We start from the raw sequence: 24,829 nt of genomic DNA, 5'->3' as shown, positions 1-24,829 counted from the left end.
AGTTGGCTCATCCCGAAACCCCGCGCAGGCGCCTTAGCTCCCGACGCCGCCCCGGTACAGAGGCGGGGGCGGCGGCGACTGGTATTTGCGGGTTTTCTGCGAAGCCTTGTAGGCCCTTTTGTAAGCCTTGGACTCTTTTCTTGTTTTGCGCCGGCCGCCGGTGAGCAGCCACGCCGCGCCCGCCGCCAACAGGCTGGCGCCCACAATGGCTGCCTGCATCGGCAGCTTGTCTTTGGGAGCGGGCGGTAGGTGCTCCACGCCGCTGGCGTCGGTGCGGGCAGGCTCGTTCACGTAGCGGCCGTGGCTGGGCACCGGATAGTTATCGGCCAGCGCGCGCAGGCCGGCGGCAGCTTCGGGGCCCGTGATGACCGGGCCGTGGCCGCAGCCAATGGCTTTGGGCTCCAAAGCGGCCAGGGTTTGCACCGATTGGCGGGCGGCCTGCCAGTCGTAGTTAAACGGCGTGCCGGCCCGGCTGATTTTGGGAATGCCCAGCAGCACGGCGGGCACCGAGTCGTGGTGGGTGGTGGCAAAGGCATCGGCCCCAATCAGCACGCCATCGGCCTCGCGGAAGAAAGCCAGTTGGCCCGGCGCGTGGCCCGGCACGTGCAGCCACCGGAAATTCATGAGATACGGCGTGCTTGGGTCGTCGGCATCGAGGGCCTGCACCCGGTCTTCGAGGTTGGGCAGTTGCGTGGGGAAAAAGCGGCTCATGAAAGCCAGCGAGCCGCCCACGGTGGGGTCGCGGGGCGGGTAGAGGGCCTTGCCGGTCACGTAGGGCAGCTCCAGGGGGTGCACCACCACGGGCACGTTCCAGTGGTCGGCCAGCTCCCGGGCCGAGCCCAGGTGGTCGAGGTGGCCGTGGGTGAGAATAATGGCCTCGGGGTGTGTGCCGGGATAAAAGAGCTTATCGGCGGCGGCAATGATGGTTTTGGCGCTGCCGGGCAGGCCGGTGTCAATGAGCACCCACTCGCCGGGGGTGCCGGTTTCAACAAAATACACGTTGACAAAGCGCTGAATGCGCAGCTGGGTGACGCCGGCGGCTAAAGTATCCATGGGCTTGAAAGAAGGATGGTGGAGTCCGGCTTTACGCAATTGTCCCGCTCCGGGGTGCGCCTTATTCGACTTTTGTGCCCGGCGAGGCATTGCCGCCCTGATGCAGAATCAGCTTCTCGACCGCCCCGCTGGCATTTTTTACGAACTCAACTTCGGCCGGCACGCCCTGTACCGCAAACCGGCCCGGGGCCGTGGCCGCCAGCCCAAACGGCTGCTGCCCGGTGGCCTGGGCCGAGAGCTGGCTGCCTTCGGCTTTCACCGTGATGAAGAACGTGGGCGAGAGCTGGTACTTGCCCACGTAAGCGGCCAGGGTAGGCGCATCCACCGCAATGGTTTTGGCAGGGGCGGGGGCGGGCTTGGGGCCGGTGGTGGGGCGGTGGTAGAGCACGCGCAGCAGGTCCAGGCTCACTTCCTGTACGTGGGGGCCGCCTTCGTTGTCGAGCACCACCACCAATTGCCGGTCCCGTGGGGCCCGCAGCAGGTAGGTACCGAAGCCGTTGACGTGCCCGCTGTGGCCGAGCAGGGCCACGGTGTCTTTGGCCATCACGGCTTTCGAAGCGACCCAGGCGTAGGCGTAATTATTTTTGAAGGGCTTGAAAAGCACGGCTTTGCTGGCTTCGGTCAGCAGCTGCGTGGTGTAGAGGCCCTGGTCCCATTTATACAGGTCGTTGACGGTGGAGTACAGCGAGCCGGCGGCGTAGGGAACCGTCATGTCGATATACGACGTGTTGTAGACGGTGCCGGCAGGGGTTTTATCGTAGCCGGCCGCGCGTTTGGGCAGAATGGTTTCGGCCAGGTCGTAACCGGTGTCCTGCATGCGCAGGGGCTGCAGAATGTTCTCGGTGAGCACCTGGGCGTAGGTTTTGCCCGTTACCTTTTCAATGATGGCGCCCAGCAGGAAGTACCCCGAATTGCTGTAGTGGAACGACGAGCCCGGCTCAAATTCCAGCGGCAGTTCGGCAAACGTGCGCAGGAAAGCGGTGGGCGTAGTGGGCTGGATACTGACGGCTTCGAAGTTGGGCTGGCCCGTATAGCTCGGAATGCCCGAGGTGTGCGTGAGCAGGTGGTGAAGGGTGATTTTATCGCCGCTGGCCTTGGGATAATCCGGCAGGTAGTCGGTGATGCGGCCGTCGAGCTTCAGCTTACCCCGCTCCACCAGCTGCATCACCAGCAGGGCCGTGAACTGCTTGGTGAGCGAGCCCAGCCGGAACTTGGTATCGGCCGCGTTGGGCTGGTTCCACTCGCGGTTGGCCAGGCCGTAGCCTTTGGTGAAGACAATTTTGCCGTGCTCCGCCACCAGCACCGTGCCGTTGAGCTGGCCGGCGTTGGCGTAGGAAGCGGCCAGCGCGTCGAGCTGTTTGGGCAGGCTTTGGGCCTGAGCGCAAGGGTGAAGCAGGAGGGAGGCGGCGAGGAGCGAGCAGAAAAAAGGGGTTTTCATGGGAATGGAGGAGGTTGGTGAATTGCTTGGTTGGGCCGTAATGCTTCATTCTGTTACCGCGCAGTCGAAGCATACTGCTGAGAGTAATAATTCAGCTAGCGAAAAGGGATTAGTGGCGGCACGCGAGATGCCTCGGATATGCTCGGCATGACGTTTTTTACCCGTCGTCGTGCGAAATGGGACCGTCGCCGGGCACGTATTCGAGCAGGTCGCCGGGCTGGCAATCCAGGGCCTTGCAAATGGCTTCGAGGGTGGAAAAGCGCACGGCCTTGGCCTTGTCGCTTTTGAGAATGGACAGGTTGGCCAGCGTGATATCGACGGCGGCGGCCAGGGCGCTGAGCGACATCTTGCGGCGGGCCAGCATCACATCGAGGCGAACAATAATGGGCATGGGAATGGAGCGGTAAAATGGAAATTCAGACGGTGAACTCCGCATCTTCGGCCAGCTCCACCCCGCGCTGGTAGCCAGTGGCGATGAGGAGCAGTAGTAAGCCAATCAGCCAGTTGGCCACCAGCGAGGAGCCGAAATCCATCACCGGGCTGAGGTCGGGGTTCCCGCTGGCGGTCAGGTAGTGCTTCAGCCACCAGCCGGCCAGCCAGTAATACACATCGCAGCCGATGAGCAGGACGCCCAACCAGCGCAAGCGCCGCACGTTGGCCGGCGCAAAGGGCTGGCTGGGCCGCAGGTCGCGCAGAATCCGATACACGAGCCAGCAGAACAGCAGGGCCGCCACCACCCGCGGCACCGACTGCGGCTCGGCGTTGACAAGGCGCAGCAGCAGCCGGCGACCGGCGCTGGCCTCGTGTTGCACCAGCACATAGGAGCGGCTGCGCGGCAGCAGCAGGGCCGAGTCGCGGCCGGCGAGCTGCTGCCGCGCCTGTTGGACACGGGCCTGCTCGGCTTCCCAGTCCGGGGCCGGGCGCTGGCGCACGTTGAGCGTGATGACATCGGCGGGCTGCTCGGGCACGAAAAAAGCCCGGCAGAGATAAAAGGTCAGGGCCAAGGCGCCGGCCACGCTCGCCACCAGAAAGAGGTAGCGCAAGCCGGTGATGATGCCAGTGGTGAAGCGGTTCATGAGCGAGTGGGTTTGGTGATTAACTGGGGCAAATGAAGGAGGTGTTTATTGAAAAACAATAAATAATATCTGTTTTAAGGAAAATATTTTTTGCTAATCGGTTTAATTAATTTTCTAAGGACTAACAAGCTGATTGAGGATGACGCGCTCTGACGCAGAAAAAAAACGGGGCCGTGTAACGAATCGGCAAGCCCCCGGTACTCCCTTTGCCACCACCGCCAGGCCGGCGCAGGCGGCACCCGGGCCCCTGTTCACTTATCTCCCCAACTTTATTTCCCAACCCCTCATGAAAACCCTTCTTTCTGCGCTCACCCTCAGCTGCCTGGCCCTCGCGGCCGCCGCCCAAACCGCTGCCGAACCGCCGTTCACCAGCACCTGCCAGGACGGCAACGGGAGGCGCAACAGCGGCGAAAACCAGCAGTTCTGCGAAACCCGCGACTTGGCGATGGCCGCGCCCGCCGGCCAGCCCCTGCGTATCGAAGGCGGCGCCAACGGCGGCATCACGGTGCACGGCTGGAACGGGCCCAACGTGCGCATTCGGGCCAAAGTGACGAGCTGGGCCGGCACCGAAGCCGAAGCCCAGGCCCGCGTTAAAAGCGTGAGCATTGCCACCGGCAACAACGAGCTGCGGGCCACATCGTCGGAAAAGAACGAGCAGTACGCCGTGAGCTACGAGGTGTTTGTGCCGCGCCAGACGGCCCTGGCCCTGAACACGATGAACGGCGGCATCAGCCTGGATAACCTGCTGGGCGACGTGAAATTCCACGCTACCAACGGCGGCGTGTCGCTCCGGAACCTGGGCGGCCAGGTGACGGGCCAGACCGTGAACGGCGGCCTCAGCATCGCCCTCACCGGCACCAAGTGGGAAGGCAAAGGCCTGGACGTGGAAACCACCAACGGCGGCATTTCCTGGAAGCTGCCCAAAGACTATTCGGCCCAGCTCTTCACCAGCACCAACATGGGGAACATTCGCGCCAACATGCCGGTCACCCGAACGGGCTTTTTGCGGCGCGAGATGGCCCTCACGCTGGGCAAAGGCGGCGCACCGGTGCGCGCCGTCACCACCAACGGCGGCGTGACCCTGCGGCAGGAGGGGCAGGACTGACACTGCCTAAAAGCACGTCATGCGGAACGCAGCCGAAGCATCTCTACCGCCGAAGTAAATCATTTACTCGCGTGGTGGAGATGCTTCGGCTGCGTTCCGCATGACGTACAAACGGTGCTCTCTAACCGATTGCCTCAGCAGCCGCAGCTGAAATCGGGGTAATCGGCGTAGCCGGGAGCCGGCTTGTCGTCGAGCCGGATGAGGTGGTCGAGCCGGATTTCCTCGCCCGATTTCAGGCGCATGTACTCCACTTTATCGCGGACGAAGAGCGTATCAATCACGCCCGAGCCCAGGCAGAGCTGGCGCAGGTCGTTGAAATACTGCAGGTCGACGCGGCGGCGTTGGGTGGCGGCGGCTTCCAGCAGGTCGTAGTAGTTGCAGTCGATGGGGGTGTAGTCGGGGCTCATGGCAAGGGCTGTAGCGTGGACTCTGCGAGTCCGCGTTTGGTCGAAGTTGTACGGAAGGAGCAGCCGAAGCGACCATACGCGGACTCGCAGAGTCCACGCTACATTTTCCTATCTTCGCCACACCACCCAAACCACCCCCCGATGACGCCCACCGCTTCCCCAACCGCCGAGCTCAACCTCGAAGCCAATTCCCTCTCCACCGCCACCGGCGTGCCCGCAGCAAAGCACGACGGCAAGCGCCCGATGTTCTACGAGTTCAAGCCCGCAGAAACAGTGAAGGCCAAGCACGGCACCGAGCTACGCTGCAAAACCTGGGAAGCCGAAGCGGCCCTGCGCATGCTGGAAAACAACCTCGACCCCGCCGTGTCGCTGGTGTATGATGAGCTGATTGTGTACGGCGGGGCCGGCCGCGCCGCCCGCAACTGGAAGGAGTACCAGACCATCGTCAAAACCCTCAAGGAATTGGAAGCCGACGAAACCATGCTGGTGCAGAGCGGCAAGGCCGTGGGCGTGCTCAAAACCTGGCCCCACGCGCCCCGCGTGCTTATCGCCAATAGCAACATCGTGCCCGCCTGGAGCACCCAAGAATACTTCGACGAGCTCGACAAAATGGGCCTGATGATGTACGGCCAGATGACGGCCGGGTCCTGGATTTACATCGCTACCCAGGGCATTTTGCAGGGCACCTACGAGACGTTTGCCGCGATGGCCGATAAGCATTTCGGCGGCAGCCTGCGCGGCACCATCACCCTCACGGCCGGCCTGGGCGGCATGAGCGGCGCGCAGCCCCTGGCCGTGACCATGAACGACGGCGTCTGTCTCGTCATTGAGCCGATTGACGAGCGGGTGAAGCAAAAAGTGCGCGAAGGCTACGTCGACGAGCAGGCCCGCGACCTCACCCACGCCCTGGAGCTCTGCGAACGCGCCAAAGCCGACGGTAAAGGCTGGTCCGTAGGCCTCACCGGCAACGCCGCCACCATCCTGCCCCGCCTGCTGGAGCTGGGTTTCCAGGCCGAAATCGTAACCGACCAGACCTCGGCCCACGACCTGATGGACTACATTCCCGAAGGTGAAATAGGGGAGGTGCTGGCCTTGAAAACGGCTAACCCCGAGGAGTTCAAGCGTCAGGCCCTGGCCTCCATCGTGAAGCACGTCGAGGCCATTCTGGAGATGCAGCGCCGCGGCACCATCGCCGTGGACTACGGCAACAACCTGCGCGGCCAGGCCGAGAAAGGTGGCCTGAACGTGCGCGACGAAGCCGGCCAGTTCCTGTACCCCGGCTTCGTGCCCGGCTACATCCGCCCGCTGTTTTGCGAGGGCAAGGGGCCCTTCCGCTGGGCGGCCCTCTCCGGCGACCCGCAGGACATTCTGCGCATCGACCGCGCCCTGCTCGAAACCTTCCCCGACAACAAGCTGCTGGCCCGCTGGATTGAGAAGGCCCAGGCCAAAGTGCCCTTCATTGGCCTGCCGGCCCGGGTGTGCTGGCTGGGCTACGGCGAACGCGAGAAGTTCGGCCTCGTCATCAACGACCTGGTGGCGCGGGGCGAAGTCTCGGCCCCCATCGTCATCGGCCGCGACCACCTTGACTGCGGCTCGGTGGCCTCGCCCAACCGCGAAACCGAAGGCATGAAGGACGGCTCCGATGCCGTGGCCGACTGGCCCCTGCTCAATGCGCTGGCTAACTGCGCCAGCGGCGCCGACTGGGTGAGCCTGCACAACGGCGGGGGCGTGGGCATCGGCAACAGCACCCACTCCGGCATGGTGATAGTAGCCACCGGCACCCCCGAAAAAGCCGAGCGCCTGCGCCGCGTCCTCACCACCGACCCCGGCATGGGCATTTTCCGCCATGCCGACGCCGGCTACGAGCTGGCCCAGGACGTGGCCCGCGAGCGCGGCGCGAAAATTCCGGGGCTGAAATAGAGGGACGAAAGGCTGTATTTGTCAGTAAATAAAAATGTTATGGTGAAACGTCCTGCTGGGCATAGCCGAAGCAGGACGTTTCAAAAGCCCACTGAATGATGACTGCCGACGATACGCTGGCCCCTCCGTTTCCGCCGTTTGAATGGGACGACTATTATTGGGCTGGAGCGGTGAAACTGCCGGCCTGGGCCGGCCAGCGGGCGTGGCAGAATGGCGCCGGTGCCGCCAATGACACGGTAGAAATCCAGGTGAACACCGAGAACGACGAGCCCGGCCCGGCGATGCCCAGCCAGGCCGCAGCATTCGAATACTTAATTGCCCGGCAGGAGGAAGTACGTGATGCTATTCTGCACGCCCTGTTTGCGAGCTATTCCGATAACTACCTGGTATGGCGCGAGGAAAATGGGTACGACGAGGCCGAAGCGGATGAATTCCTGCCTGCCCTCCGGCAGCCCGCCAACCTGAAATCACTCATCACCCTCACGGCAATTACCATCTTCCCAACGGCCAAAGGCGGACTAAGCTACGCCGGCTACACGTTTGCCTGCACCTGGGAAGACGAACACGGCTTGGGGGCAATGATGCACGGCAGCCGCGTGGTGGAAATTGGTGGGGGAGACACGGCAATTCTAGAATGGATTGCTACCAAGGATTTAGAAGAGCAGGCGTAACAAGCCGGGCCTTTCTATGTCGCAGCAATAGTTATACTCAAGTTCTACCCATTCGTGATGAAACACTTCCGACACCTGGCGCCCATGCTGCTCCTGGCTGGCTGCCAGAGCAGCCCTGCCGTTCCCACCGAAGTCCCTGTCACAGCAGTGCCTGCGCCGTCAGCGTCCGTGGCAGCAGTGCCCGTCAACCCCGAGCACATTGAGGCAAGCATGGTCACGGTCAGTGGCCTGCCCGATGAGGAAGTGACCACCCAGCAACTCATCCGCCAGCTGGGCCGCCCCGACAGCATTGCCAAAGGCGCCGTGGAGTGTGGCAGTCGCCTTGCCGTGCCAAAGGGCAGTCCCAACGGCGACTTCTGGTACTACGGCAAAACGATGTATGAAGTGAGCGGCACCCACGCCATTTTGTGTAGCTTCAATGTCACGTCGGGCAAGTTCCGGGGCAAAGTCGGGAAGCTCGTGCTCAACCAGAACACCACGCTCGAGGACGTTCGGCGCTACTTCCCGGAGGCTGCAAAGGAAGCCGATAAGCCCGCCACAAGCCGGGCCGGCGAAGAAATGAGTTTGCCCTTCTTTTACAACGGCGTGCCAATGGATGAGGCTTTAATCCTACTATTTAAGGGAGGCCGCCTGCAGGCGGTGGAGTTTTTCAGCCCCTGTTAACGCGACGCGATAAAACGCGTCGCCGAAAGGCGCTGATTGACTGCTGGGTGCTGTTGCCAGCTTGTGCTATTTCTAGCCGAAAAAAGCAATTTGCCGCCGCCGCTGTTTAGCTACTTGCGGCAGCAATTCGCCGCCGCACACACCCCTAAACTTTCACAACATGAACATTGGAATCATCGGGGCCGGCCACATCGGCAGCGCCCTCGCCGTACGGCTCGTCAGCCTCGGCCACTCGGTTAAAATAGCCAACTCCCGCGGCCCCGAAACCCTGGGCGACGTAGCCCAGAAAACCGGCGCCACCCCCGTCACCGCCGAAGAAGCCGCCAAAGGCGCCGACCTCATCGTGGTCACCATCCCGCTGAAAAACATCCCCGACCTGCCCAAAGACCTGTTCACGGGCGTGCCGGCCGAGGTGCCCATCGTCGACACCAGCAACTACTACCCCATGCTGCGCGACGGCAAAATCGCCGAGCTCGAAACCGGCGACCTTACCGAAAGCGAGTGGGTGCAGCAGCACCTGGGCCGCCCGGTGGTGAAGGTGTTCAACAACATCTACGCCGACCACCTGCAGAACAAAGGTGTGCCCGCCGGCACGCCCGGCCGCATTGCCCTGCCCGTGGCCTCCGACGATGCTGCCGCCAAGCAAAAAGTAATGGCCCTGGTCGAAGAGCTGGGCTTCGACGCCGTGGACGACGGCACCCTGCACGAATCGTGGCGCCAGCAGCCCGGCACCCCGTCCTACGGCGCCGACCTGCCCGCCGACAAGCTGCGCGAGCATTTCGCCAGCCTCGGCCCCAAGCGCACCGAGGCCCAGCACGCCGAGTACAAGGCCAACCACGCCAAGCAGGAAGAAGCCATGGCCGCCCAGGGCATCCAGCTGAAATAGCCCGTTGCTGAAAACGGTCAAACCGAAAACGCCAGGCCGCGCGGCCTGGCGTTTTTTTGTGCCTAATAACGTAGGAACGTTTGCAGCCCCCCAGCCGGTCGCAAGCAACCACGAGTGTGGGCCAGTCGTGTGGCACGGACGAAGAGCGGGCACCCCATAGCCCAGCCGTTGCCTGGGTTGCAGCAAGTGGCTGAAGGCACTATCTTGCCTCGCCTAAATCTTTGCTTTTCCGGAATGCGTCGTTTTTACATGTTTTTGGCGGCGGCCGTGGCTGGCCCGCTGCTGAGTTGGGGCCAGACCGTGGCCCTGAACGGGGTTTCGCAGATGAGCCGCTCGGCCATCTCGCCGATTTATGCCGACAAAGAGGTGCGCGGCTACCTGCTTTATGCCAAAACCGACCGCGCCGACCGCAAAAACGACAACTACCGCCTCGATTTCTACGACCAGGACCTGGGCAAAGTATCCAGCGTAACCATTCAAAAGCCGGCCGAACGCTACGAGTACCTGCGCAACGCCTTCAACGGCAATACGTTCGTGTTCTACTTCCGCAACCTCAAAACCAACGACCTGGAACTGGAGGCCTACGACACCAACCTGCAAAAAACCGGCGAGGTCATCATCCCCGACGTCAATTTGATTGAAGCCTCGCTCATCTCGGGCGACGCGCACAAGTCCATCGAAGCCACCAACGCCTACGGGCTGCTGAGCCTGCTGCCCGTGCCCGGCAAGGGCTTCGTGCGCAACGGCCTCGACCGCGCCAAGCTCGACCGCTACGGCCTGGAGATGTACGACAGCCAGCTTAAGCTGAAGTGGCGCGCCGCTTCCGACCCCAAAATCAACACCTATGAAGCCCTCACCCTCACCGATGCCAGCGATAAGTACCTGGTGGGCACCCTCACGCGCCGCCCGGGCTACCGCTCCCGCGAGATTACCGGCTACATGATTGCCTTCGATATCGAAACCGGCCGCAAGGTGCTCGACCAGCCCATTTCCAACGGCAAAACCGAACAATTGTCGCTGAATACCTTTTCTTACGACCCGGCCAAGCACGAATTTATCGCTGTGGGCGAATATTACCGGCCGGATGATAAAGCGTTGGTCGATAAAAGCCTGGGGTTCTTCGTGCGGCATTTCGGCGAAGACGGCAAGGTGCGCAACACCAAATACATTGCTTGGGACAAGGATGTGCAGCCGGCCTTGCCGCCCGCGCCCCGCGCCACGGCCGCCGACGGCTACGTCAACTTCATCCACGGCGTGAACAAGGGCGCCAACGGCAACACCTACGTGGTGGCCGAGCAGTACAAAGTGGCGGCCGGCCTGGGCGGCAAGGCCTCGTTTCTGGTGGGCAATTCGCTGGTGGCGGGGCAGGTGGGCGACATGCTCCTGTTCGTGCTCGACCCGCAGGACGGCTTGCGCGGGGTGAAAAGCAGCCCCAAAGACCACTCGGTGGTGCGCCTGAACGGGGGCGTGGGCTACAGCGGCACGGGCACCGTGGGCCAGTACATGAAGACGTTTCACGGCTTCGACTACCAGTTTACGCAGCGCAACAGCGCCGGCACGGCCTTCAATTCGGTCTACATCAACTACGATAAGGAAAAGGGCGAAGACACCAAAAAAGTGTTCGGCACCGTGGGGTTTGGCGATGGGACTCCTTTCGCCGTCGACCGCGTGGAGGCCAACGCCCTGGCCACCGCCGCCTACGTGTATCCCGCCAAGCCCGGCTACGTGATGCTGGTGGACTACCTCAGCAAGCAAAACCAGGTGAACCTCAAGCTGGTGAAGCTCAATATCTGAGATGGCCGCCCGTAACCGATTAATCCCTCGCCCCTTGCTGAGAACCGTTCTGGGGGCCACGCTGGGGCTGCTGGCCACCGGCTGCATGAGCGGCAACCCCACGGCCCGGCAGTCGGCTGCCAGCGGCATGGCCGCGCCCGTCCGCACCGACAGCCTGCTCAGCACCCGCCTCGAGCTGTTTGACGCCGCCCGCCAGCGCGCCGTGCCCGTGATGGTGTACGAGCCCGCTGCCCGGGACCCGCGCCCGGCCCTGAAGGCCGCCATTTTCAGCCACGGCTACGGCGGCACCTGCACCGGCTACACCTTTCTGGCCCGCAACCTGGTGGCGCACGGCTACTTAGTGGCCAGCATTCAGCAGGAGCTGCCCACCGATGCCCCCATGCCCACTACCGGCGTCATCAGCGTGGTGCGGCGGCCCATGTGGGAGCGGGGCGTGCAAAACATTGAATTTGTGCGCCGGGAGCTGCGGCAGCGCTACCCCGGCATCGATTTCAGCCGCCTGCTGCTGGCCGGCCATTCCAACGGCGGCGACGTGTCGATGCTCTACGCCGCCGAGCACCTGGCGCGCGTCGAACGGGTCATCTCGCTCGACAACCGGCGGGTGCCGCTGCCGCGGGCGCGCCAGCCGCGGGTGCTGCTGCTGCGTTCCAGCGACCAGGTGCCCGACCCCGGCGTGCTGCCCACGCCCGCCGAGCAGCAGCAATACGGCACCATGATAGTGCCCTTGCCGCACACCATTCACAACGACATGTGGGACGGCGGCACCGAAAGCCAGAAGGCTGAAATGAACGAGGCCGTGTCGCGGTTTTTGGCGCAGTAGCGCGAGAAGAGCGGGGGCGAGGCGGAGGTCGTTTCTACCAGCGCGTGAAGTCCTGGCAAGCTCGACCTGACGCGCAGGTACAAGCCAGGCTTCAATGTTTTAAAAACTGTCGGAACGGTTTTTTATGTAAGTTTAAATGCCAAACCAAGAATATGCTTCCCGCGCAGGTATTTCAGAAATCGAGGCCCGTGGTGCTGCTGCCCTACCAGGCCGCCTGGGCCGCTGAGTACGCCGAAATAGCCCGGCGCATCCGGGCGGCGGCGGGCCCGGCCCTTACGCGCATCGACCACATTGGCTCCACGGCCGTGCCCGGGCTGAGCGCCAAAGACGTTATCGATATTCAAGTGACGGTGGCGAACCTGGACGACGTAGCCGAGCTGACACACCCGCTCTGGCAGGCCGGTTTCCGGCAGGGCGCCTTCGAATACGACATTTACCACGGCCTGCCGGAGCAATCGCCGGAGCTGCGCAAGCTCTACCTCCGCGAGCCGCTGGGCGGGCGGCGCACCCACCTCCACGTGCGGGAGGCCGGGCGCTTCAATGCCCGGTTTGCGCTGCTGTTTCGCGACTACCTGCGGGCCAATGCCCCGGCCCGGCAGGAATACGAAATGCTGAAAAGCCGCGCCGCCGCGGTATTTCCCGAAAGCATCGACGGCTACCTCTTCCTGAAGGAACCGGTTTTTCACCTCATCTACCAGGCCGCCGAGTGCTGGGCCCGCCAGGTGCGCTGGAAGCCCGGCCCCGACGCGTCCTGACCCAGCTTCAGGCCAGCGGGCCGATGCCCGGGGATGAGGCCGGCTCCAGCACGGCCCGGGTGCGCGGGAGGCTGCCGGGGTGCTCGCGCTGCAAATAGGCCACCAGCTCCTCGCGCACGGCGCAACGCAGGTCCCAGAGGTTGCTGGCGTTGGCGGCGCTCACCAGGGCGCGCAGCTCCACGGTGTGCTCCTTCGAGTCGGTGACTTGCAGTGTGCACACGCGCTGGTCCCAGAGCGGGTGCGCCTCCAGCACGCGGCGCAGCTCGGCGCGCAGCGGCCCGACGGGCACGGTGTAGTCGGCATACAGAAACACGACGCCCGTGAGGCGGGAGCTGGTGCGCGTCCAGTTCTGGAAAGGCTTTTCGATGAAGTAGTTGAGCGGCAGCACCAGGCGGCGCTCGTCCCATATGCGGAGCACGACGTAGGTAAAGGTGATTTCCTCCACGCGTCCCCATTCGCCCTCCACCACCAGCACGTCGTCGATGCGGATGGGCTGGGTGAAGGCAATCTGGAAGCCGGCCAGCAGGTTGCTGATGGAGCGCTGGGCCGCGAAGCCCACAATGACGCTGGCAATGCCGGCCGAGGTGAGCAGGCCCGTGCCCAGGCGGCGCACCGTTTCGAAGCTCATCAACACCAGGCCCACGGCCACGAAGGCGATGAGCGAGGCGGCCAGCTTTTTCAAAAACTGCAGCTGGGTGAACAGCTTGCGCACGCGCAGGTTGTCGGCGGTTTCGATGTGGTAGCGGCCCTGCACCCAGTCCTGGAGCACGTCCAGGGTTTTGATGAGGCCCCAGGCAAAGCTGAGAATCAGCACGAACTCCACCACGCGGCGCAGCACCTCGAACGGCTTGGGCGGCAGCGGCACCAGCGGCAGCACCAGCGATACGGCCAGCACCGGCAGAAACAGCGCGCTGGCCCGGCGCAGGTGCCGGCCCACCGAGCGGGCCAGTGACGAGTTTTCGCGCCGGTCGTAGGCCCGCAGCAGGCCAAACAGCGTCAGCTTGGCTGCCAGGCCCGCGGCCAAAGCCCCCAGCAGCACGGCCAGGCCCGTGAAAATACCGGGAAAATGCGAGAGCAGGTGGGCGATTTGTTCGTTCATAAAAGCCGGCGGCCCGGGCGGCCCGAGCGGCCTACGGGTGTGCAGGGTGTACCCCGCCCGGCCCCGAAAGGTTAGCGCGGACGCCCGCCCGGGCCCCACGCGCGCCCGGGGTGGGGGGGCCTTACAGCGCCCGCCCGATGGCCTCGCTCAGCCGGGCCGTGTTGTCGGTGTATTCCTGGTCGTAGGCGAAGCGGCCCTGGCGGTCGATGACGGCCGTGGTGGGGTAGCCCAGCACGCCAAATTGCCGGGCCACGTCGCTCATCTCGGGCAGCACCGCGAAGCCGAAGTCGCCGCGCGCGGCCAGAAACTTGTGGAGCGCCTCGGGCTTGTCGCGCGCCAGCGACACGAACACCACGTCCGGGTTGTCGCGGTAGGCGGCGGTGAGTTTCTTGAAGTTGGGCATTTCCTCGATGCAGTACGGGCAGCGGATAAACCAGAAATTCACCACCACCACTTTGCCCCGCAGCGCCGCCAGCGCCACGGGCTGGCCCGTGCGGACATCCACGCCGCTGAAGGCCGGCGCGGCCGTGCCGAAGGTGCGCGCCGGACTCAGGGCCTGGGTACGCACGGCGTCGGGCGTGTCGGCTTTGCGCAGCGAAATGGAGGTGAAGGCGCGGCCCTGGGCCTGGTAGTCGTACACGGCAAACTGGCCGGTGCGCAGCTTGGCCCTGAACTCGTCTTTGGAGATAACGCGGCCGTCCACGTCTTTGAACACGGTAGCTTTGGTCACTTTGGCTCGCTGGGCCGCGGCGGGCAGCGCGGCCAGTAGCAGGGCCGCCCACAGGTAGGTTCGTATCCGTATCATACGCGGCAAATTAGCAAGCATTGGACTTCGGTTAGCGGGATTTTAGCGGGATAGGTGCCGCCGCAGCACATCGCCCTGGGCCGAGCGCAGGCACAGCACGTACGACCCTGGCGCCAGTTGCCCGAGCCCCGTTAGCTGGCGGGGGCCAGTGCCAGCCGCTAGGAATTGGCGGAAGGCCACGCGGCCCATCGCATCAAGCAGTTCGGCCTGCAGCTCGCCGACGAAGCCCGTGGGCAAGGCCAGCGTCACCTGGTCGGTGAAAGGAACGGGCCAGGCCTGCAATTCATCCGATGGGCTTTCCACCAGCGGCGGCGAAAACTCCAGGGCGCCCACATCGGGCGGGGTGGCGCGGGACTGGCCGGCCAGGTCGGTGACGACCAGCTTGGAGAGCACGCCGGCCCGGGCCAGGGCCGGGTTGGTGGGCCGCAGGTCGGGGCCGGGCGCAAATTGGGGGTCGAGGTCGCGCGCGTGTTTTTCTTGCTGTGTCAGGGCCTGCCAGTCGGCCAGGGTGTGGCCCACGAAGGGCGTGGCCGTCGACGTGCCATCCACGTGGAGGTGGCCGACGTCGCCCTGGGCCGCGCTGTTCAGCACGAAATCGTTGTGGTCGAGGCGTAGATTGGTGGCCGTGGCCGCTCCCTGGTTGCGGGGAACGTCGACGTGCATAAGCAGGGCCGACCGTGGGCCACTGCCGGGCGTGGTGGCCAGCAGCAGGTTGTTAATGGCTTCCACCGGGCCATGAGCCGGCTGCGCACACCCCAGAAACAAGTTTAGCAGGCCCACGCCCGGCGTGGCCGCGTTGCTGAGCGCCACCGTGTTATTGGCAACCAGGTATTGGCTGGTCGGGGCGTTATTCACCGTGAAGAAAAGCCCCTGCACCGACCCCTCAATGCGTGGCCCATAGGTGGGGGCGGCGCTATAGAAAAGGTTCTGCACCTGGTTGTTGAAGACCTGCACGTCGGCCGGCGGCGCCGGGTAGTTGGCCCCAGCCCCCGTGGTTTGCACCATCAGGACGCCATAAACCCCCGTGAAACCGGCCGTGACGTTGGGCAGCAGGTACTCCAGGTTCTCGATGCGGTTGTTGGCAACCACGGTGGGCCGCGGCCCCACCACATCCTGGAGGTAGATGCCGTGCAGCTGGTCGTTGGAACCCACCAAGCCCTGAATCGCCGAGTCGTGCACGCGCAGGCCGTTCAGGCGGTTGGCGTAAATGCCGTTGGTGCCTTCGATGCGGGTGGTTTGGCCGATGCTGCGCGCCGCGCCCGAACCAATGGTGACGTGGCTGATTTCCACATCGAAGTCGGGCATGTTCTGGTAATCCGATTTCAACCGGATGCCCTCGTTGGCGTGGTCGATGGTGATGTTTTCGTAGCGGATATGGCTGTTTACCCGGGCCGTGTCGCTCAGGCCCAGGTTGGCATACAGCGTGCTTTGCTGGTAAATGGCCCGGGTGAACAGCGTGGAATTGCCCAGCTGAATGGAACAGTTGCGGATGGTGACGTGGTGGCACCCGGCCATGTTGTCGCGGTTGCTCACGTGGTAGCCCACCACGGGGCCGGTCGAACCGGGCACGATGTCAATGCCGTCGAAGGTGAGGTTGCTGGCTCCGAAAAGGTAAATCCCGGTGCCCTCCGACTGAATGGCGGGGTTGGCCCCGGCGCCCGCGGCCCGGCGGAAAGCCACGGGGTGGGCATTGGTGCCCAGCAGCGCCGGCGGCGCCTCCACAAAGCGCTGGCCGGGCGCGACATCAAACGCGGTGGGGCCCGCCGTGCCGCCCGCATTCAGCGCCCAGATGGCCTCGGTGAACGAGCTGAACGAGCGCGCCGCGCCGGGCTGTTGCCGGTCGATGGCGTAGGTGCCAGCCAGGGGCGGCAGCGCCCCGGCAATCAGCTGAACGTTGTCGAGCGCGACCGGCAGCTCGCGCAGGGCGGCCCGGTTGTTCCAGGTGAAGACGAAGCGCTGCGTGGTGCCGGCCAGGGCCGGGCTCAGGGTAATTTGCAGGGAGGTGAAAACCGCCGGCCCCGTCGGGTTTGGCGTGCCCGTCAGGCTGTATACCTGGGGCAGCTGGTAGGGCATGATGCCGCCCACGGGCTGGAACGATACCGGGGCCTGAAAGATGGTGAACTGGCCTTCGGTGCGGACATCCAGACGCAGGTAAAACGTGTTTGTATTGGCCGGAAACGTCACGTCGCAGTACAGATGCGTGGCGTCGTTGACGTTGGGCACGGGGGCATACGCGGCGGCACTGGCCGACACAAAAGCCGCCTGCCGGCCCTGCCAGCGCGCCCCATTGCCCGCCAGCGGACCCCGAAACCAGCCCAGCCCGGCCTGCCCGCTCACCGGGCGGAACTGGCCCAGCCCGTTCTCAAAATCTTCCGATAAAAGGACGGTCTGGCCTCGGGCCGGGGCAACAATCAGAATTGCCAGAAAAAAGAAGAGTAGGCGTGTAATCATCGTCAAGCAATAAAATAGAGGCGGACTGGGAAAGGTGAAATTACCACCAGCGCATCAATTGCCGACCTTTTTCTAAGCCTGGCCGCCGCCACGAGAAATGGGCTTGCGCTGCTCCGGCCCCACCGGGTTTCACCACCCGCCGCTGCTGCCCCCGCCCCCGAAACTGCCGCCGCCAAAGCTGCTGGAGCTACCGCTACTCGACGACCCGCCGCCCGACGAGCTGCTCAGGGGGGAGCGAGGGCCCGAGCCCGAACTACGGCCGCGGAAGCCAACCTTGAAAAACATGATGTACATCACGCCCAGCCCCAGCGGCACCAGGGTCAGAAAAATCAGCCACACCCACCACGGCTGCTCCGACCACGGGGCCGGGTGCGGGGTGAACGGCGAGAACTCACCCGCCGCCCGGTGAATAATCACGTCGATGCCGTGGTCGAGCCCCTCGTAGTAGCGTTTCAGCCGGAAATCGGGTTGAAACTGCTGCGCAATAATCTGGGCCGTGACGTAGTCCGGCACCCGCGCTTCCATGCCATACCCGGTCTGGATAGTCACGCGGTGCTCCTCGATGGCGGCCAGGATAACGATGCCGTTGTTGCGGCCTTTCTGGCCCACGCCCCATTTTTCGCCCAGCTGTTGGGCATACTCGGCCACCTCGTAGGGGGCCACCGTTTTCATAAGCACCACGGCAATCTGGGTGGTGGTCGAGTCGTTGTAGGCTTGCAGTTTTTGCTCCAGCGCCAAGCGTTGTGGCCCGCTGAGCACACCGGCTAAGTCGTTCACGAAGCGGGCTGGCTCGGGGCGGGGCGGCAAGGCCGCGGGGGGCACGGTGGCGCGCACGCCGGAACCCCCCAGGAGGAGCAGCCAGAAACTCAACAGCCACCGAAAAGGCATTTTCATGCGATAAAGACGGGGGTTTTATGCTCGAAACTACCCCGGCAAAGCCCGTAGCGCTGCCAGGGCCTGCTCGGTTTTGTGGCGGGATTTGCGGGCTTCCCGGGCGTTGTCGTCGTCGCGGTCGGTTTCGCGGTCGGGCACGGGAACGCCGGCCGCAAAGTAGCTGAGCAGCGTGGTGCGCAGGGCGGGCGTGAGGTGCCGGAACCGGTGCTGGTGCAGCCGCAGCAGCAGCTCGTCGTAGGTGCGGTCGGCCAGCACGTAGGCGGTGGGCCGGGTGGGCTGGCCGGTGTCGAGGTTGGTGTCGGCCAGGGCCAGGGTGCGGGTGGTATCGGCGGGCTGCTGTTTGGTGAGTGTGCAGAACTGCGCCACCGAAGCCTGGTAGCTGCGGTGGAATTGAATGGCGCCCGGCACATCGGGCAGGGTGAAAGCGTACGGTTTCAGCGGGCCGATTTTGGGCAGCACGCGCAGCACGTTTGCCATCAACTTAGCGCCGAAGCCGGGCCGCTCGTAGTCGGCCCCAAACTCGCGGCGGTACTGGCGGCGGTTGGCGTGGTAGAGCGAGTCGCCGCGCCGGGCGCGGGGGCTTAGCTCCCGTATTTCGTCGTGCTTGTGGTGCCAGGCCGCCCGCGCCGCCGCCGGCAGCAGCTGGTTCACAGCGAAGCGAAACATGGCGACACTCAAGTCTACGTTGAAAAAAATCTGCTTCATCTCGATGCCGTACGTTTGCCGGAAAGCGCGCTCCATCACCGGCTTGCTCACCCGGAAGCCAATGGCCTTGTGGTAGGTCTGGCTGCGGTAGCGTCCGGCGGCCACCTGCACCACATCAAACGAAAACTCCAGCTCGGTGTGCCGCACCCGCGACTGCTCGTACGTCACCACCGGCCCGAATTTTTCCTTCAAATCGGGGTACACCGTCGGAATAATCACGTTCGTGCCCACGGGGTGGCCCACGTTGTCGGCGGCGTAGTGGGCCAGCGCGCCCAAGGCAAAGGCGTATTCGTTGCGGTTGCGGGCCTGGCGCAGCAGGTTGCGCACGAAGTCGCCGGAGCGCACGTAGTGCGTGAGGTTGGTGAAGAGGGTGGAACCCAGCGGGTAGTAGCCCATGTCCTGCAAAATGGCCCCGCCGTAGGCATAGCTCCGGGCCATGTTCATTTCTTTGGGCGTGCCGCCGGGGTAGTGCCGCTGCAGCAGCGGCGCAATGCAGCCGTCCCAGGTGGTATCAACGATGGCTTGGTGGGTGAGCACCGAGTAGGCAGCAGCCGGCGCGGCCGGCGCCGCCAGCAGGAAAAACAACAGCAGGCGAAACAACATGAAAACCGGGCGCTAAAGCAAAAAGTAACCTCGGCAACGTGGAAAGGGGCGGGGGCGTTGCCACGAAAGCCGGGGCGGCCGGCAACATGAGAGGTAAATAGGTGCTTGCCACAATAATACACCATCTGCCGGTCGTTGTGCGCCCAAGCCGGGACCGGTAGCGTCTGGCAACCATTACGTGTGAAAACCAGTGTTCTGGCCGCGCTTTTGCTGGCCGGCTTGCGGGGTTGCTTTGCCCAAACCGCCGCCCCCGACAGCGCGGTCAAAAGCCCCCGGCAAACCACCGCATCAGCCGTCTTTTCCGCACCCGTCTACCAGGCCACCCTGCGCCATTTCGACGCGCGCCGACGGCGGCTGGCGGCGCGCTACCGGCGGGCGCCCAGTCGCGCCGTCCGCACCGCCCGCCTCGCCGAGGCGCGGCAATTGCTGCTCACCACCCTCGACAGCACCGTGTTTCCGGCCTGGGAGGGCACGCCGTGGGCGTTTTACGGCACCAGCTGGCAGCCCCGGCGCGGCACCATTGCCTGCGGCTACTTCGTGACCACCTCGCTGCACGACGCCGGCCTGCGCCTGCAGCGCACCGTACTGGCCAAGCAAACGTCGGAGTGCATCATCAAAAACCTGACCTTCGAAGCCCACATCACCCGCTACTGGGGCGTGGACCGGGCCGATTTTGTGCGGCAGGTGCGGGCATTGGGGCCGGGGCTCTACGTGCTGGGCCTCGATTACCACGTGGCTTTCCTGCGGGTGCGTGACGGCGGGGCCGTGCAAATGGTGCATTCGTCCTACGTGGGCCCCGGCACGGTGGTGCGCGAGGCGGCCGAAAGCAGCGTGGCCATCTTCTCGAAATACCGTGTGCTCGGCAAGGTGTCCGACGACGACGCCTTCGTCCGCCGCTGGCTGCTGGGCGAGGCCCTGGCCGTGCACGGCGCCACCGTCAAGGAGTAGGCGCGGAGCCGGGCCGGCAGCGGAAATTCGGCGCCGTTGACTGAAAAATTTGGCTGACATCGGGCTGAGCAGTAGCGGGTGAACACCCAGCCCCGGCTCAGCTTTGGCGCCGGAGCTAACCTCAAGCTCATAAGGCACGTTTGAGCTTCATTCAAAAATTCGATTTAGAAAATGAAGACTCTACTCTCGCTGGCGTTGTCCGGCACCATGTTGCTTGGCTCGGGCCCGGCCGCCGAAGCTCAGACCAAAGCCACTTCGCCCTACCACACCCGTTTCGCCGTCGATGGCCCCGTGGTGCTGGGTCTGGGCGCCGTGAGCGCCTTCGGCCTCTACCGCGTGCAGCAAAAAAGCGGCCGCACCGACGCCGAGCTGGCCGCCCTGCGCAAGGAAGACGTGCCGGCTTTTGACCGGTTTTCGGCCGGCTGGTACAGCGAGGGCTACCAGACCGCCGGCGACCTGCTTTGCTACCCCACGCTGGCCATCGCGCCCGGCCTGCTGGCCCTCAACGACAACGTGCGCGCCCGCTACGGCCAGGTGCTGGGCCTCTACTTGGAAACGCTGCTGGCCACCGACGCCATTTTCACCACCACCGTGGGCAACGTGTACCGCAACCGTCCCTACCTCTACGGCCCCGAAGGCGGCGGGGGCCGCTCAGGCGCCATCGCCACCAACTCGTTTTTTGCCGGTCACACCGCCCATACGGCCACGGCCACCTTCTTCGCAGCCAAGGTACTGCACGATTTCAACCCCGGCTACGAAGGCGAGGGCCTTGTCTGGGGCGCCGCGGCCGTGGTGCCGGCGGCCGTGGCCTACACGCGCATCAAGGCCGGCAAGCACTTTCTGTCCGACAACATTGTGGGCTACGTGGTGGGCACCACCATGGGCATCGTGGTGCCGCAGCTGCACAAGGAAGCCGGCCGGGCGGGCGTGTCGTTCATGCCCCTGCAGGGCGTGAATGTGAACGGCTACGCCTACAGCGGCTTCTCGCTGAGCAAGCAGCTGTAAACTGAGCGGGCCTGCTGCGCGGGCACTGTCGAGCCTACCCCAAAACTGTCATTTCGACGAAGGAGGAATCTGAGTGTTGCTCTGCAGAAAAGCATACTCAGGTTCCTCCTTCGTCGGAATGTCAGTTTTTATGAATAGTGCTTACTTCACCGCGCCCGTTTGCACGTCGCCGGTGGCTTTGTTGACTTCGAAACGGGCGCTGTTGGGCATTCGTTTCGCCCAGTCGCGGCGGAGCACCAGCACTTGCCAGGTGGGCCCGTTGTCGTTCACGCGGGCCGAATCGACTACGTAAAGCGCCGCGTTGGGCAGGGTTTTGACGTAGGCGGCCGTGAGGGCACGGGCTTCGGCTTCGGTCTTCATACCGGCCGGTAATGCCGTTTTATCGGTGGGTTGGGCGATTTCGACGGGGCCGCGTAGCACGTTGTCGGCTTTGGGGCTTTGCTGGCAGCTGGCCAGGGCGAGGGCCGCGATGAGGGCCAGATAGGTGAGGGGAGAGGGCATGCCGCAAAGCTAAGGCCGCCGGCTGCAAGAAATTGTGACGGGCCCGGAGTTGCTGAAACGGTTTAGGTATGTAAATTGAGCCGAATTTGACCACCCGGTTCCCTTCACCAACAACCCCTCTCTTCACCCCCTCACCCCAGCCTTACATATGAGGAATTTTTATGCACGCCCTTGGCTGCTATTGCTCACGCTGCTCGGTTTTGCGCAGGTGGCCCAGGCCCAGATTGAGCCCGCCGCGCAGTACACCACCCTCACGCCGGCCCAGCTCATGGCCTGGACGGCCACCGGCCCCACTGCCGTACCCGCCAACGTGAGCACCGTGCCGCTGGCTACCCGCCAGAACTCGCTGGCCCCCCAGCTCAACCCCAACCAGAGCTTCAACTCCAAGGTGAACTGGTGCCCCGACGGCATGAACAACTTCGTGGGCTACCTCAACGAGCAGCCCCAATTCAACCTCTACAACTTCACCCACTGGCAGTACATTGATGTGCTGACGTGGTTTGCCAGCCCGGTGGGCATTCCGTGCCGCCCGTGGGTGGAGGCGGCCCACCGCAACGGCGTGAAGGTGATTGGCACCGTGTTTACGGACCGGGCCGGCTTTGTGGCGCTGTGCCAGAAAGACGCCAGCGGCAACTACATCGGCGCCCAGAAACTGATTGCCGTGGCCAACTACTATGGCTTTGACGGCTGGTTTTTCAACGCCGAATCGGCCATGACCTTCGCCGAAGTAACGGAGCTGCGCAACCTGCTCAAGCAGCTGCAGGTGCTCAAGCCGGCCGGCATGGAGATGCACTGGTACGATGCCCTGATTTCCAGCGGCACCGTGTCGTACCAGAACACGTTCAACGCCACCAACGCGCCCTTTGTGCAGGAAAGCGCCACCAACACCCGCGTGTCGGATGCCATTTTCACCAACTATTTCTGGATTTACGGCTCGACATTCACCACGGCCGTGAACCAGGCCAACAGCCTGGGCCGCAGCCCCTACGATGTGTACACGGGCGCCGACATCTGGCCCGGCCGCAACCCCCAGCAACTGTTCCCCTTCTACAACTACCAGGGCACGCCCAACAGCGGCTGGATGGACAACTACTACAGCGGCGGCAACCTGGCCTCGCCGCTCACCTCGCTGGCCGTGTTTGCCCCCAACATCACCTACAACGGCGGCCTGAGCAGCTTCAACAGCAACCCGGCCGACTACGCCCGCTTCTACAACGGCGAAGTGCGCTTGTTTTCGGGCGACGACCTCGACATTACCACGGCCGACGCCACCGGCGCCTGGAAGGGCTTCGGCTACTACCAGCCGGTGCGCTGCGCCATCACGGCGCTGCCCTTCGAAACCAACTTCAGCGTGGGCCAGGGCAAGATTTTCGCCAACAACGGCGTCGTGGCCGTGAAGGGCTGGACAGACATGGCCAAGCAGGCTGTGCTGCCCTCCTGGCAGTGGGCGCGCACCGGCGCCAGCACGGTGAGCGCGGGCTTCGATTTCAGCCGGGCCTGGTACGGCGGCACCAGCGTGCAGCTGAGCGGCAGCCTGGCCGCCGGGGCCAGCACCCTGGTCAAGCTCTACCAAACCAAGCTGCCCATCACGGCCACCACCAGCCTCGACCTCGTGTACAAGGGCCGCGCCGTCGGCGCCAGCAGCACCCGCCTGGCCCTGTACTTCACCGATAACCTGACCACTCCTGAATACCTCGATGTGCCCGCCTTGGCTGACACGCTGTGGGCCAGCACCACGCTGCCGCTGGCGGCCTATGCCAACCGCGAGCTGGCCATCATCGGCGTGCAGGCCACATCGGCCTCGGCCTTGGCGGCCTACCGCTTCAACCTCGGCAAGCTGAAGCTCTACAACGGCACGGCGCCCGTGGTAACGCCCGTGGCCAACTTTACGGCCAACGCCACCACCGTGCTCACCGGCCAGACGGTGACTTTCGCCAACTCCTCCACCAACGCCACGAGCTATGCCTGGTCTTTGCCCGGCGCTACGGCCACCACCAGCGCGGCCGTGCACGCCACGGCGGTGTACCCCACCGCCGGAACCTACTCCGTGACGCTCACGGCCAGCAACGGCACGGCCCAAAACGTGTTCACCCGCACCGCCTACATCACCGTGGTCACGGCGCCCCCGGCGGGCGCCAATACCTCGCTCAGCTTCGACGGCGTGAGCAAATACGTCGACGCGGGCGTCATCAACCTCAGCGGCGCGGCCATGAGCCTGGAATGCTGGGTGAAACCGAACACGTTCAAGTCGACGTCGCCCTTCATTTCCAGCCTGTTGGGTATGGAAGACGGCGGCTCCAATACGGCCATGCTCCGCATCGGCGATGCCGGCATCGACCCCAGCCAGGTGCAGTTTGTGTTGCAGGTGGGCGCCACCACCCGCAAGGTGACCTCGGTGGCGCGCCTCACGGCCGGCCAGTGGACGCACCTTGCCGGCACCTACGACGGCGCCACCTTGAAGCTCTACGTCAATGGCGTGCTCGATAACTCCTTGGCCGCCACCGGCAACGTGGTAGCCAACGCGGCCTTCACCCTGGCCCGCAACTACGCCGCCCCGCGCGGCCTCGACGGCCGCCTCGACGAGGCCCGCGCGTGGACCCGCGCCCTCACGGCCGCCGAAATTGTGGCCAACGCCTGCAGCGTGCCCGGCAGCAGCACCGGCCTGGCCGGCTACTGGAAACTGAACGACTCGCCTAACCTCACCACCGCCGATGCCTCCGGCCGCGGCCACACCGGCACCCTCACCAACATGGGACCCAGCGACTGGTCGACCGACGTGCCCACCCAGTGCCCTACCCTCACGGGGCTGACTCCCAGCCGCTCGGCCACCGGCCTGCAGGTGCAGGTGCTCGGTAACCCCGTGCCCGGCAGCCAGGCTGAAGTGGCCATCAGCGGCGCCCTGGGCCAGCCCGTGGTGCTGCGCCTGTGCAATGAGTTGGGGGCTGCAGTGTGGCAGTACACCTTGCCTTCCAGCAGCACGTCGACTCGCGTTAGCGTGCCGCTGCCCACGTCGGCGGGGCTCTACTTGCTGCGCGCCAGCACGGCCACCGACGGCATCACCGTAAAACTCCTGAAGCAATAGGAGCGCAAGGCCCCCGAGTGGTAGGGCGTGTGCTCCAAGGCGCGGCTTCGGGGCACACGCCCTGCCTGTTCGAGGGCCTTTTCTGCATTCACCCAATCTGTTTTCTCGTTTCCCTAATCACCCCATTCACTTCCTAGGAGGCACAACT

Annotated in this window: 22 protein-coding genes; 11 read left to right on the top strand and 11 right to left on the bottom strand. The window is 64.3% G+C overall.

What is annotated here, in order from left to right; genetic code table 11:
* Positions 1-33 precede the first annotated feature (33 nt).
* From Q4S41_RS10640 to Q4S41_RS10625, 4 genes are all read right to left on the bottom strand, one after another.
* Positions 34-1,053, bottom strand: a complete 1,020-nt coding sequence (locus Q4S41_RS10640; RefSeq protein WP_305031091.1) for an MBL fold metallo-hydrolase — start codon at positions 1,051-1,053, stop codon at positions 34-36.
* 61 nt (positions 1,054-1,114) lie between these two features.
* On the bottom strand, positions 1,115-2,491 hold the full coding sequence (locus Q4S41_RS10635; RefSeq protein WP_305031090.1) for a serine hydrolase: 1,377 nt from the start codon (positions 2,489-2,491) through the stop codon (positions 1,115-1,117).
* A gap of 157 nt (positions 2,492-2,648) precedes the next feature.
* Complete coding sequence (locus Q4S41_RS10630) at positions 2,649-2,882, bottom strand: helix-turn-helix domain-containing protein (RefSeq protein WP_305031089.1); 234 nt, start codon at positions 2,880-2,882, stop codon at positions 2,649-2,651.
* Between the two features lie 25 nt (positions 2,883-2,907).
* A complete protein-coding gene (locus tag Q4S41_RS10625) occupies positions 2,908-3,567 on the bottom strand; it encodes a DUF2975 domain-containing protein (protein ID WP_305031088.1) in 660 nt (219 codons plus the stop codon).
* Positions 3,568-3,853: 286 nt separating this feature from the next.
* Between Q4S41_RS10625 and Q4S41_RS10620 the strand changes: the two genes are divergently transcribed.
* Positions 3,854-4,672, top strand: coding sequence for a DUF4097 family beta strand repeat-containing protein (locus Q4S41_RS10620; protein WP_305031087.1), 819 nt, complete (start codon positions 3,854-3,856; stop codon positions 4,670-4,672).
* A gap of 134 nt (positions 4,673-4,806) precedes the next feature.
* Here Q4S41_RS10620 and Q4S41_RS10615 read toward each other — a convergent pair whose 3' ends face one another.
* Positions 4,807-5,079, bottom strand: a complete 273-nt coding sequence (locus Q4S41_RS10615; RefSeq protein ID WP_305031086.1) for a hypothetical protein — start codon at positions 5,077-5,079, stop codon at positions 4,807-4,809.
* 141 nt (positions 5,080-5,220) lie between these two features.
* On the opposite strand from Q4S41_RS10615, the gene hutU reads away from it, so the two are divergent.
* The 7 genes from hutU (at position 5,221) to Q4S41_RS10580 (ending at position 12,588) form a co-directional block, all read left to right on the top strand.
* Complete coding sequence (gene hutU / locus Q4S41_RS10610; protein WP_305031085.1) at positions 5,221-6,999, top strand: urocanate hydratase; 1,779 nt, start codon at positions 5,221-5,223, stop codon at positions 6,997-6,999.
* Between the two features lie 95 nt (positions 7,000-7,094).
* Positions 7,095-7,670 carry a DUF6985 domain-containing protein gene (locus tag Q4S41_RS10605; protein ID WP_305031084.1) on the top strand — a complete coding sequence of 192 codons (576 nt, stop codon included), beginning with the start codon at positions 7,095-7,097 and terminating at the stop codon, positions 7,668-7,670.
* A gap of 57 nt (positions 7,671-7,727) precedes the next feature.
* Complete coding sequence (locus Q4S41_RS10600; RefSeq protein WP_305031083.1) at positions 7,728-8,333, top strand: hypothetical protein; 606 nt, start codon at positions 7,728-7,730, stop codon at positions 8,331-8,333.
* 88 nt (positions 8,334-8,421) lie between these two features.
* Positions 8,422-9,219: an NADPH-dependent F420 reductase gene (locus Q4S41_RS10595; protein WP_305031293.1), complete on the top strand. Its 798-nt coding sequence runs from the start codon at positions 8,422-8,424 to the stop codon at positions 9,217-9,219.
* A gap of 234 nt (positions 9,220-9,453) precedes the next feature.
* Positions 9,454-11,013, top strand: coding sequence for a DUF6770 family protein (locus Q4S41_RS10590; RefSeq protein ID WP_305031082.1), 1,560 nt, complete (start codon positions 9,454-9,456; stop codon positions 11,011-11,013).
* Positions 11,014-11,047: 34 nt separating this feature from the next.
* Positions 11,048-11,833: an alpha/beta hydrolase gene (locus Q4S41_RS10585; protein WP_305031081.1), complete on the top strand. Its 786-nt coding sequence runs from the start codon at positions 11,048-11,050 to the stop codon at positions 11,831-11,833.
* Positions 11,834-11,985: 152 nt separating this feature from the next.
* The gene (locus Q4S41_RS10580) at positions 11,986-12,588 is read left to right on the top strand and encodes a GrpB family protein (protein ID WP_305031080.1); all 603 of its coding nucleotides are present in this window, start codon (positions 11,986-11,988) and stop codon (positions 12,586-12,588) included.
* Between the two features lie 7 nt (positions 12,589-12,595).
* Here Q4S41_RS10580 and Q4S41_RS10575 read toward each other — a convergent pair whose 3' ends face one another.
* The 5 genes from Q4S41_RS10575 to Q4S41_RS10555 all read right to left on the bottom strand — a co-directional run bounded on the left by Q4S41_RS10575 (position 12,596) and on the right by Q4S41_RS10555 (position 19,145).
* On the bottom strand, positions 12,596-13,687 hold the full coding sequence (locus tag Q4S41_RS10575) for a mechanosensitive ion channel family protein (protein ID WP_305031079.1): 1,092 nt from the start codon (positions 13,685-13,687) through the stop codon (positions 12,596-12,598).
* A gap of 121 nt (positions 13,688-13,808) precedes the next feature.
* Positions 13,809-14,492 (bottom strand): TlpA family protein disulfide reductase, encoded by a 684-nt coding sequence (locus Q4S41_RS10570; RefSeq protein ID WP_305031078.1) that lies wholly within the window; start codon positions 14,490-14,492, stop codon positions 13,809-13,811.
* A 42-nt stretch (positions 14,493-14,534) separates the two neighbouring features.
* Entirely contained in the window at positions 14,535-16,943 is a 2,409-nt protein-coding gene (locus tag Q4S41_RS10565; RefSeq protein WP_305031077.1) for a hypothetical protein, read from the bottom strand.
* Positions 16,944-17,072: 129 nt separating this feature from the next.
* Complete coding sequence (locus Q4S41_RS10560) at positions 17,073-17,837, bottom strand: TPM domain-containing protein (protein WP_305031076.1); 765 nt, start codon at positions 17,835-17,837, stop codon at positions 17,073-17,075.
* A gap of 30 nt (positions 17,838-17,867) precedes the next feature.
* Complete coding sequence (locus tag Q4S41_RS10555) at positions 17,868-19,145, bottom strand: zinc dependent phospholipase C family protein (protein ID WP_305031075.1); 1,278 nt, start codon at positions 19,143-19,145, stop codon at positions 17,868-17,870.
* Positions 19,146-19,325: 180 nt separating this feature from the next.
* On the opposite strand from Q4S41_RS10555, the gene Q4S41_RS10550 reads away from it, so the two are divergent.
* Positions 19,326-20,093, top strand: coding sequence for a hypothetical protein (locus tag Q4S41_RS10550; RefSeq protein WP_305031074.1), 768 nt, complete (start codon positions 19,326-19,328; stop codon positions 20,091-20,093).
* Positions 20,094-20,264: 171 nt separating this feature from the next.
* Positions 20,265-21,098, top strand: a complete 834-nt coding sequence (locus tag Q4S41_RS10545) for a phosphatase PAP2 family protein (RefSeq protein WP_305031073.1) — start codon at positions 20,265-20,267, stop codon at positions 21,096-21,098.
* Positions 21,099-21,239: 141 nt separating this feature from the next.
* Here the strand turns inward: Q4S41_RS10545 and Q4S41_RS10540 are convergent, their stop codons facing one another.
* Positions 21,240-21,599 (bottom strand): hypothetical protein, encoded by a 360-nt coding sequence (locus Q4S41_RS10540; protein ID WP_305031072.1) that lies wholly within the window; start codon positions 21,597-21,599, stop codon positions 21,240-21,242.
* Between the two features lie 148 nt (positions 21,600-21,747).
* On the opposite strand from Q4S41_RS10540, the gene Q4S41_RS10535 reads away from it, so the two are divergent.
* A complete protein-coding gene (locus Q4S41_RS10535) occupies positions 21,748-24,681 on the top strand; it encodes an endo-beta-N-acetylglucosaminidase (protein WP_305031071.1) in 2,934 nt (977 codons plus the stop codon).
* Positions 24,682-24,829: the final 148 nt, after the last annotated feature.

This window comes from Hymenobacter convexus (assembly GCF_030580955.1).
Classification (GTDB): domain Bacteria; phylum Bacteroidota; class Bacteroidia; order Cytophagales; family Hymenobacteraceae; genus Hymenobacter.
This window is presented reverse-complemented; position numbering and strand designations above follow the sequence as displayed.

Excerpts from the sequence above, each read along its gene's own strand:
- Q4S41_RS10630 (WP_305031089.1), bottom strand. The coding sequence starts at position 2,882 with ATGCCCATTATTGTTCGCCTCGATGTGATGCTGGCCCGCCGCAAGATG.
- Q4S41_RS10540 (WP_305031072.1), bottom strand. The coding sequence starts at position 21,599 with ATGCCCTCTCCCCTCACCTATCTGGCCCTCATCGCGGCCCTCGCCCTG.
- Q4S41_RS10620 (WP_305031087.1), top strand. The coding sequence starts at position 3,854 with ATGAAAACCCTTCTTTCTGCGCTCACCCTCAGCTGCCTGGCCCTCGCG.
- Q4S41_RS10575 (WP_305031079.1), bottom strand. The coding sequence starts at position 13,687 with ATGAACGAACAAATCGCCCACCTGCTCTCGCATTTTCCCGGTATTTTC.
- Q4S41_RS10535 (WP_305031071.1), top strand. The coding sequence starts at position 21,748 with ATGAGGAATTTTTATGCACGCCCTTGGCTGCTATTGCTCACGCTGCTC.
- Q4S41_RS10590 (WP_305031082.1), top strand. The coding sequence starts at position 9,454 with ATGCGTCGTTTTTACATGTTTTTGGCGGCGGCCGTGGCTGGCCCGCTG.
- Q4S41_RS10570 (WP_305031078.1), bottom strand. The coding sequence starts at position 14,492 with ATGATACGGATACGAACCTACCTGTGGGCGGCCCTGCTACTGGCCGCG.
- Q4S41_RS10555 (WP_305031075.1), bottom strand. The coding sequence starts at position 19,145 with ATGTTGTTTCGCCTGCTGTTGTTTTTCCTGCTGGCGGCGCCGGCCGCG.
- Q4S41_RS10625 (WP_305031088.1), bottom strand. The coding sequence starts at position 3,567 with ATGAACCGCTTCACCACTGGCATCATCACCGGCTTGCGCTACCTCTTT.
- Q4S41_RS10545 (WP_305031073.1), top strand. The coding sequence starts at position 20,265 with ATGAAGACTCTACTCTCGCTGGCGTTGTCCGGCACCATGTTGCTTGGC.
- Q4S41_RS10615 (WP_305031086.1), bottom strand. The coding sequence starts at position 5,079 with ATGAGCCCCGACTACACCCCCATCGACTGCAACTACTACGACCTGCTG.
- Q4S41_RS10565 (WP_305031077.1), bottom strand. The coding sequence starts at position 16,943 with ATGATTACACGCCTACTCTTCTTTTTTCTGGCAATTCTGATTGTTGCC.
- Q4S41_RS10600 (WP_305031083.1), top strand. The coding sequence starts at position 7,728 with ATGAAACACTTCCGACACCTGGCGCCCATGCTGCTCCTGGCTGGCTGC.
- Q4S41_RS10560 (WP_305031076.1), bottom strand. The coding sequence starts at position 17,837 with ATGAAAATGCCTTTTCGGTGGCTGTTGAGTTTCTGGCTGCTCCTCCTG.
- Q4S41_RS10605 (WP_305031084.1), top strand. The coding sequence starts at position 7,095 with ATGATGACTGCCGACGATACGCTGGCCCCTCCGTTTCCGCCGTTTGAA.
- Q4S41_RS10635 (WP_305031090.1), bottom strand. The coding sequence starts at position 2,491 with ATGAAAACCCCTTTTTTCTGCTCGCTCCTCGCCGCCTCCCTCCTGCTT.
- Q4S41_RS10640 (WP_305031091.1), bottom strand. The coding sequence starts at position 1,053 with ATGGATACTTTAGCCGCCGGCGTCACCCAGCTGCGCATTCAGCGCTTT.
- hutU (WP_305031085.1), top strand. The coding sequence starts at position 5,221 with ATGACGCCCACCGCTTCCCCAACCGCCGAGCTCAACCTCGAAGCCAAT.
- Q4S41_RS10580 (WP_305031080.1), top strand. The coding sequence starts at position 11,986 with ATGCTTCCCGCGCAGGTATTTCAGAAATCGAGGCCCGTGGTGCTGCTG.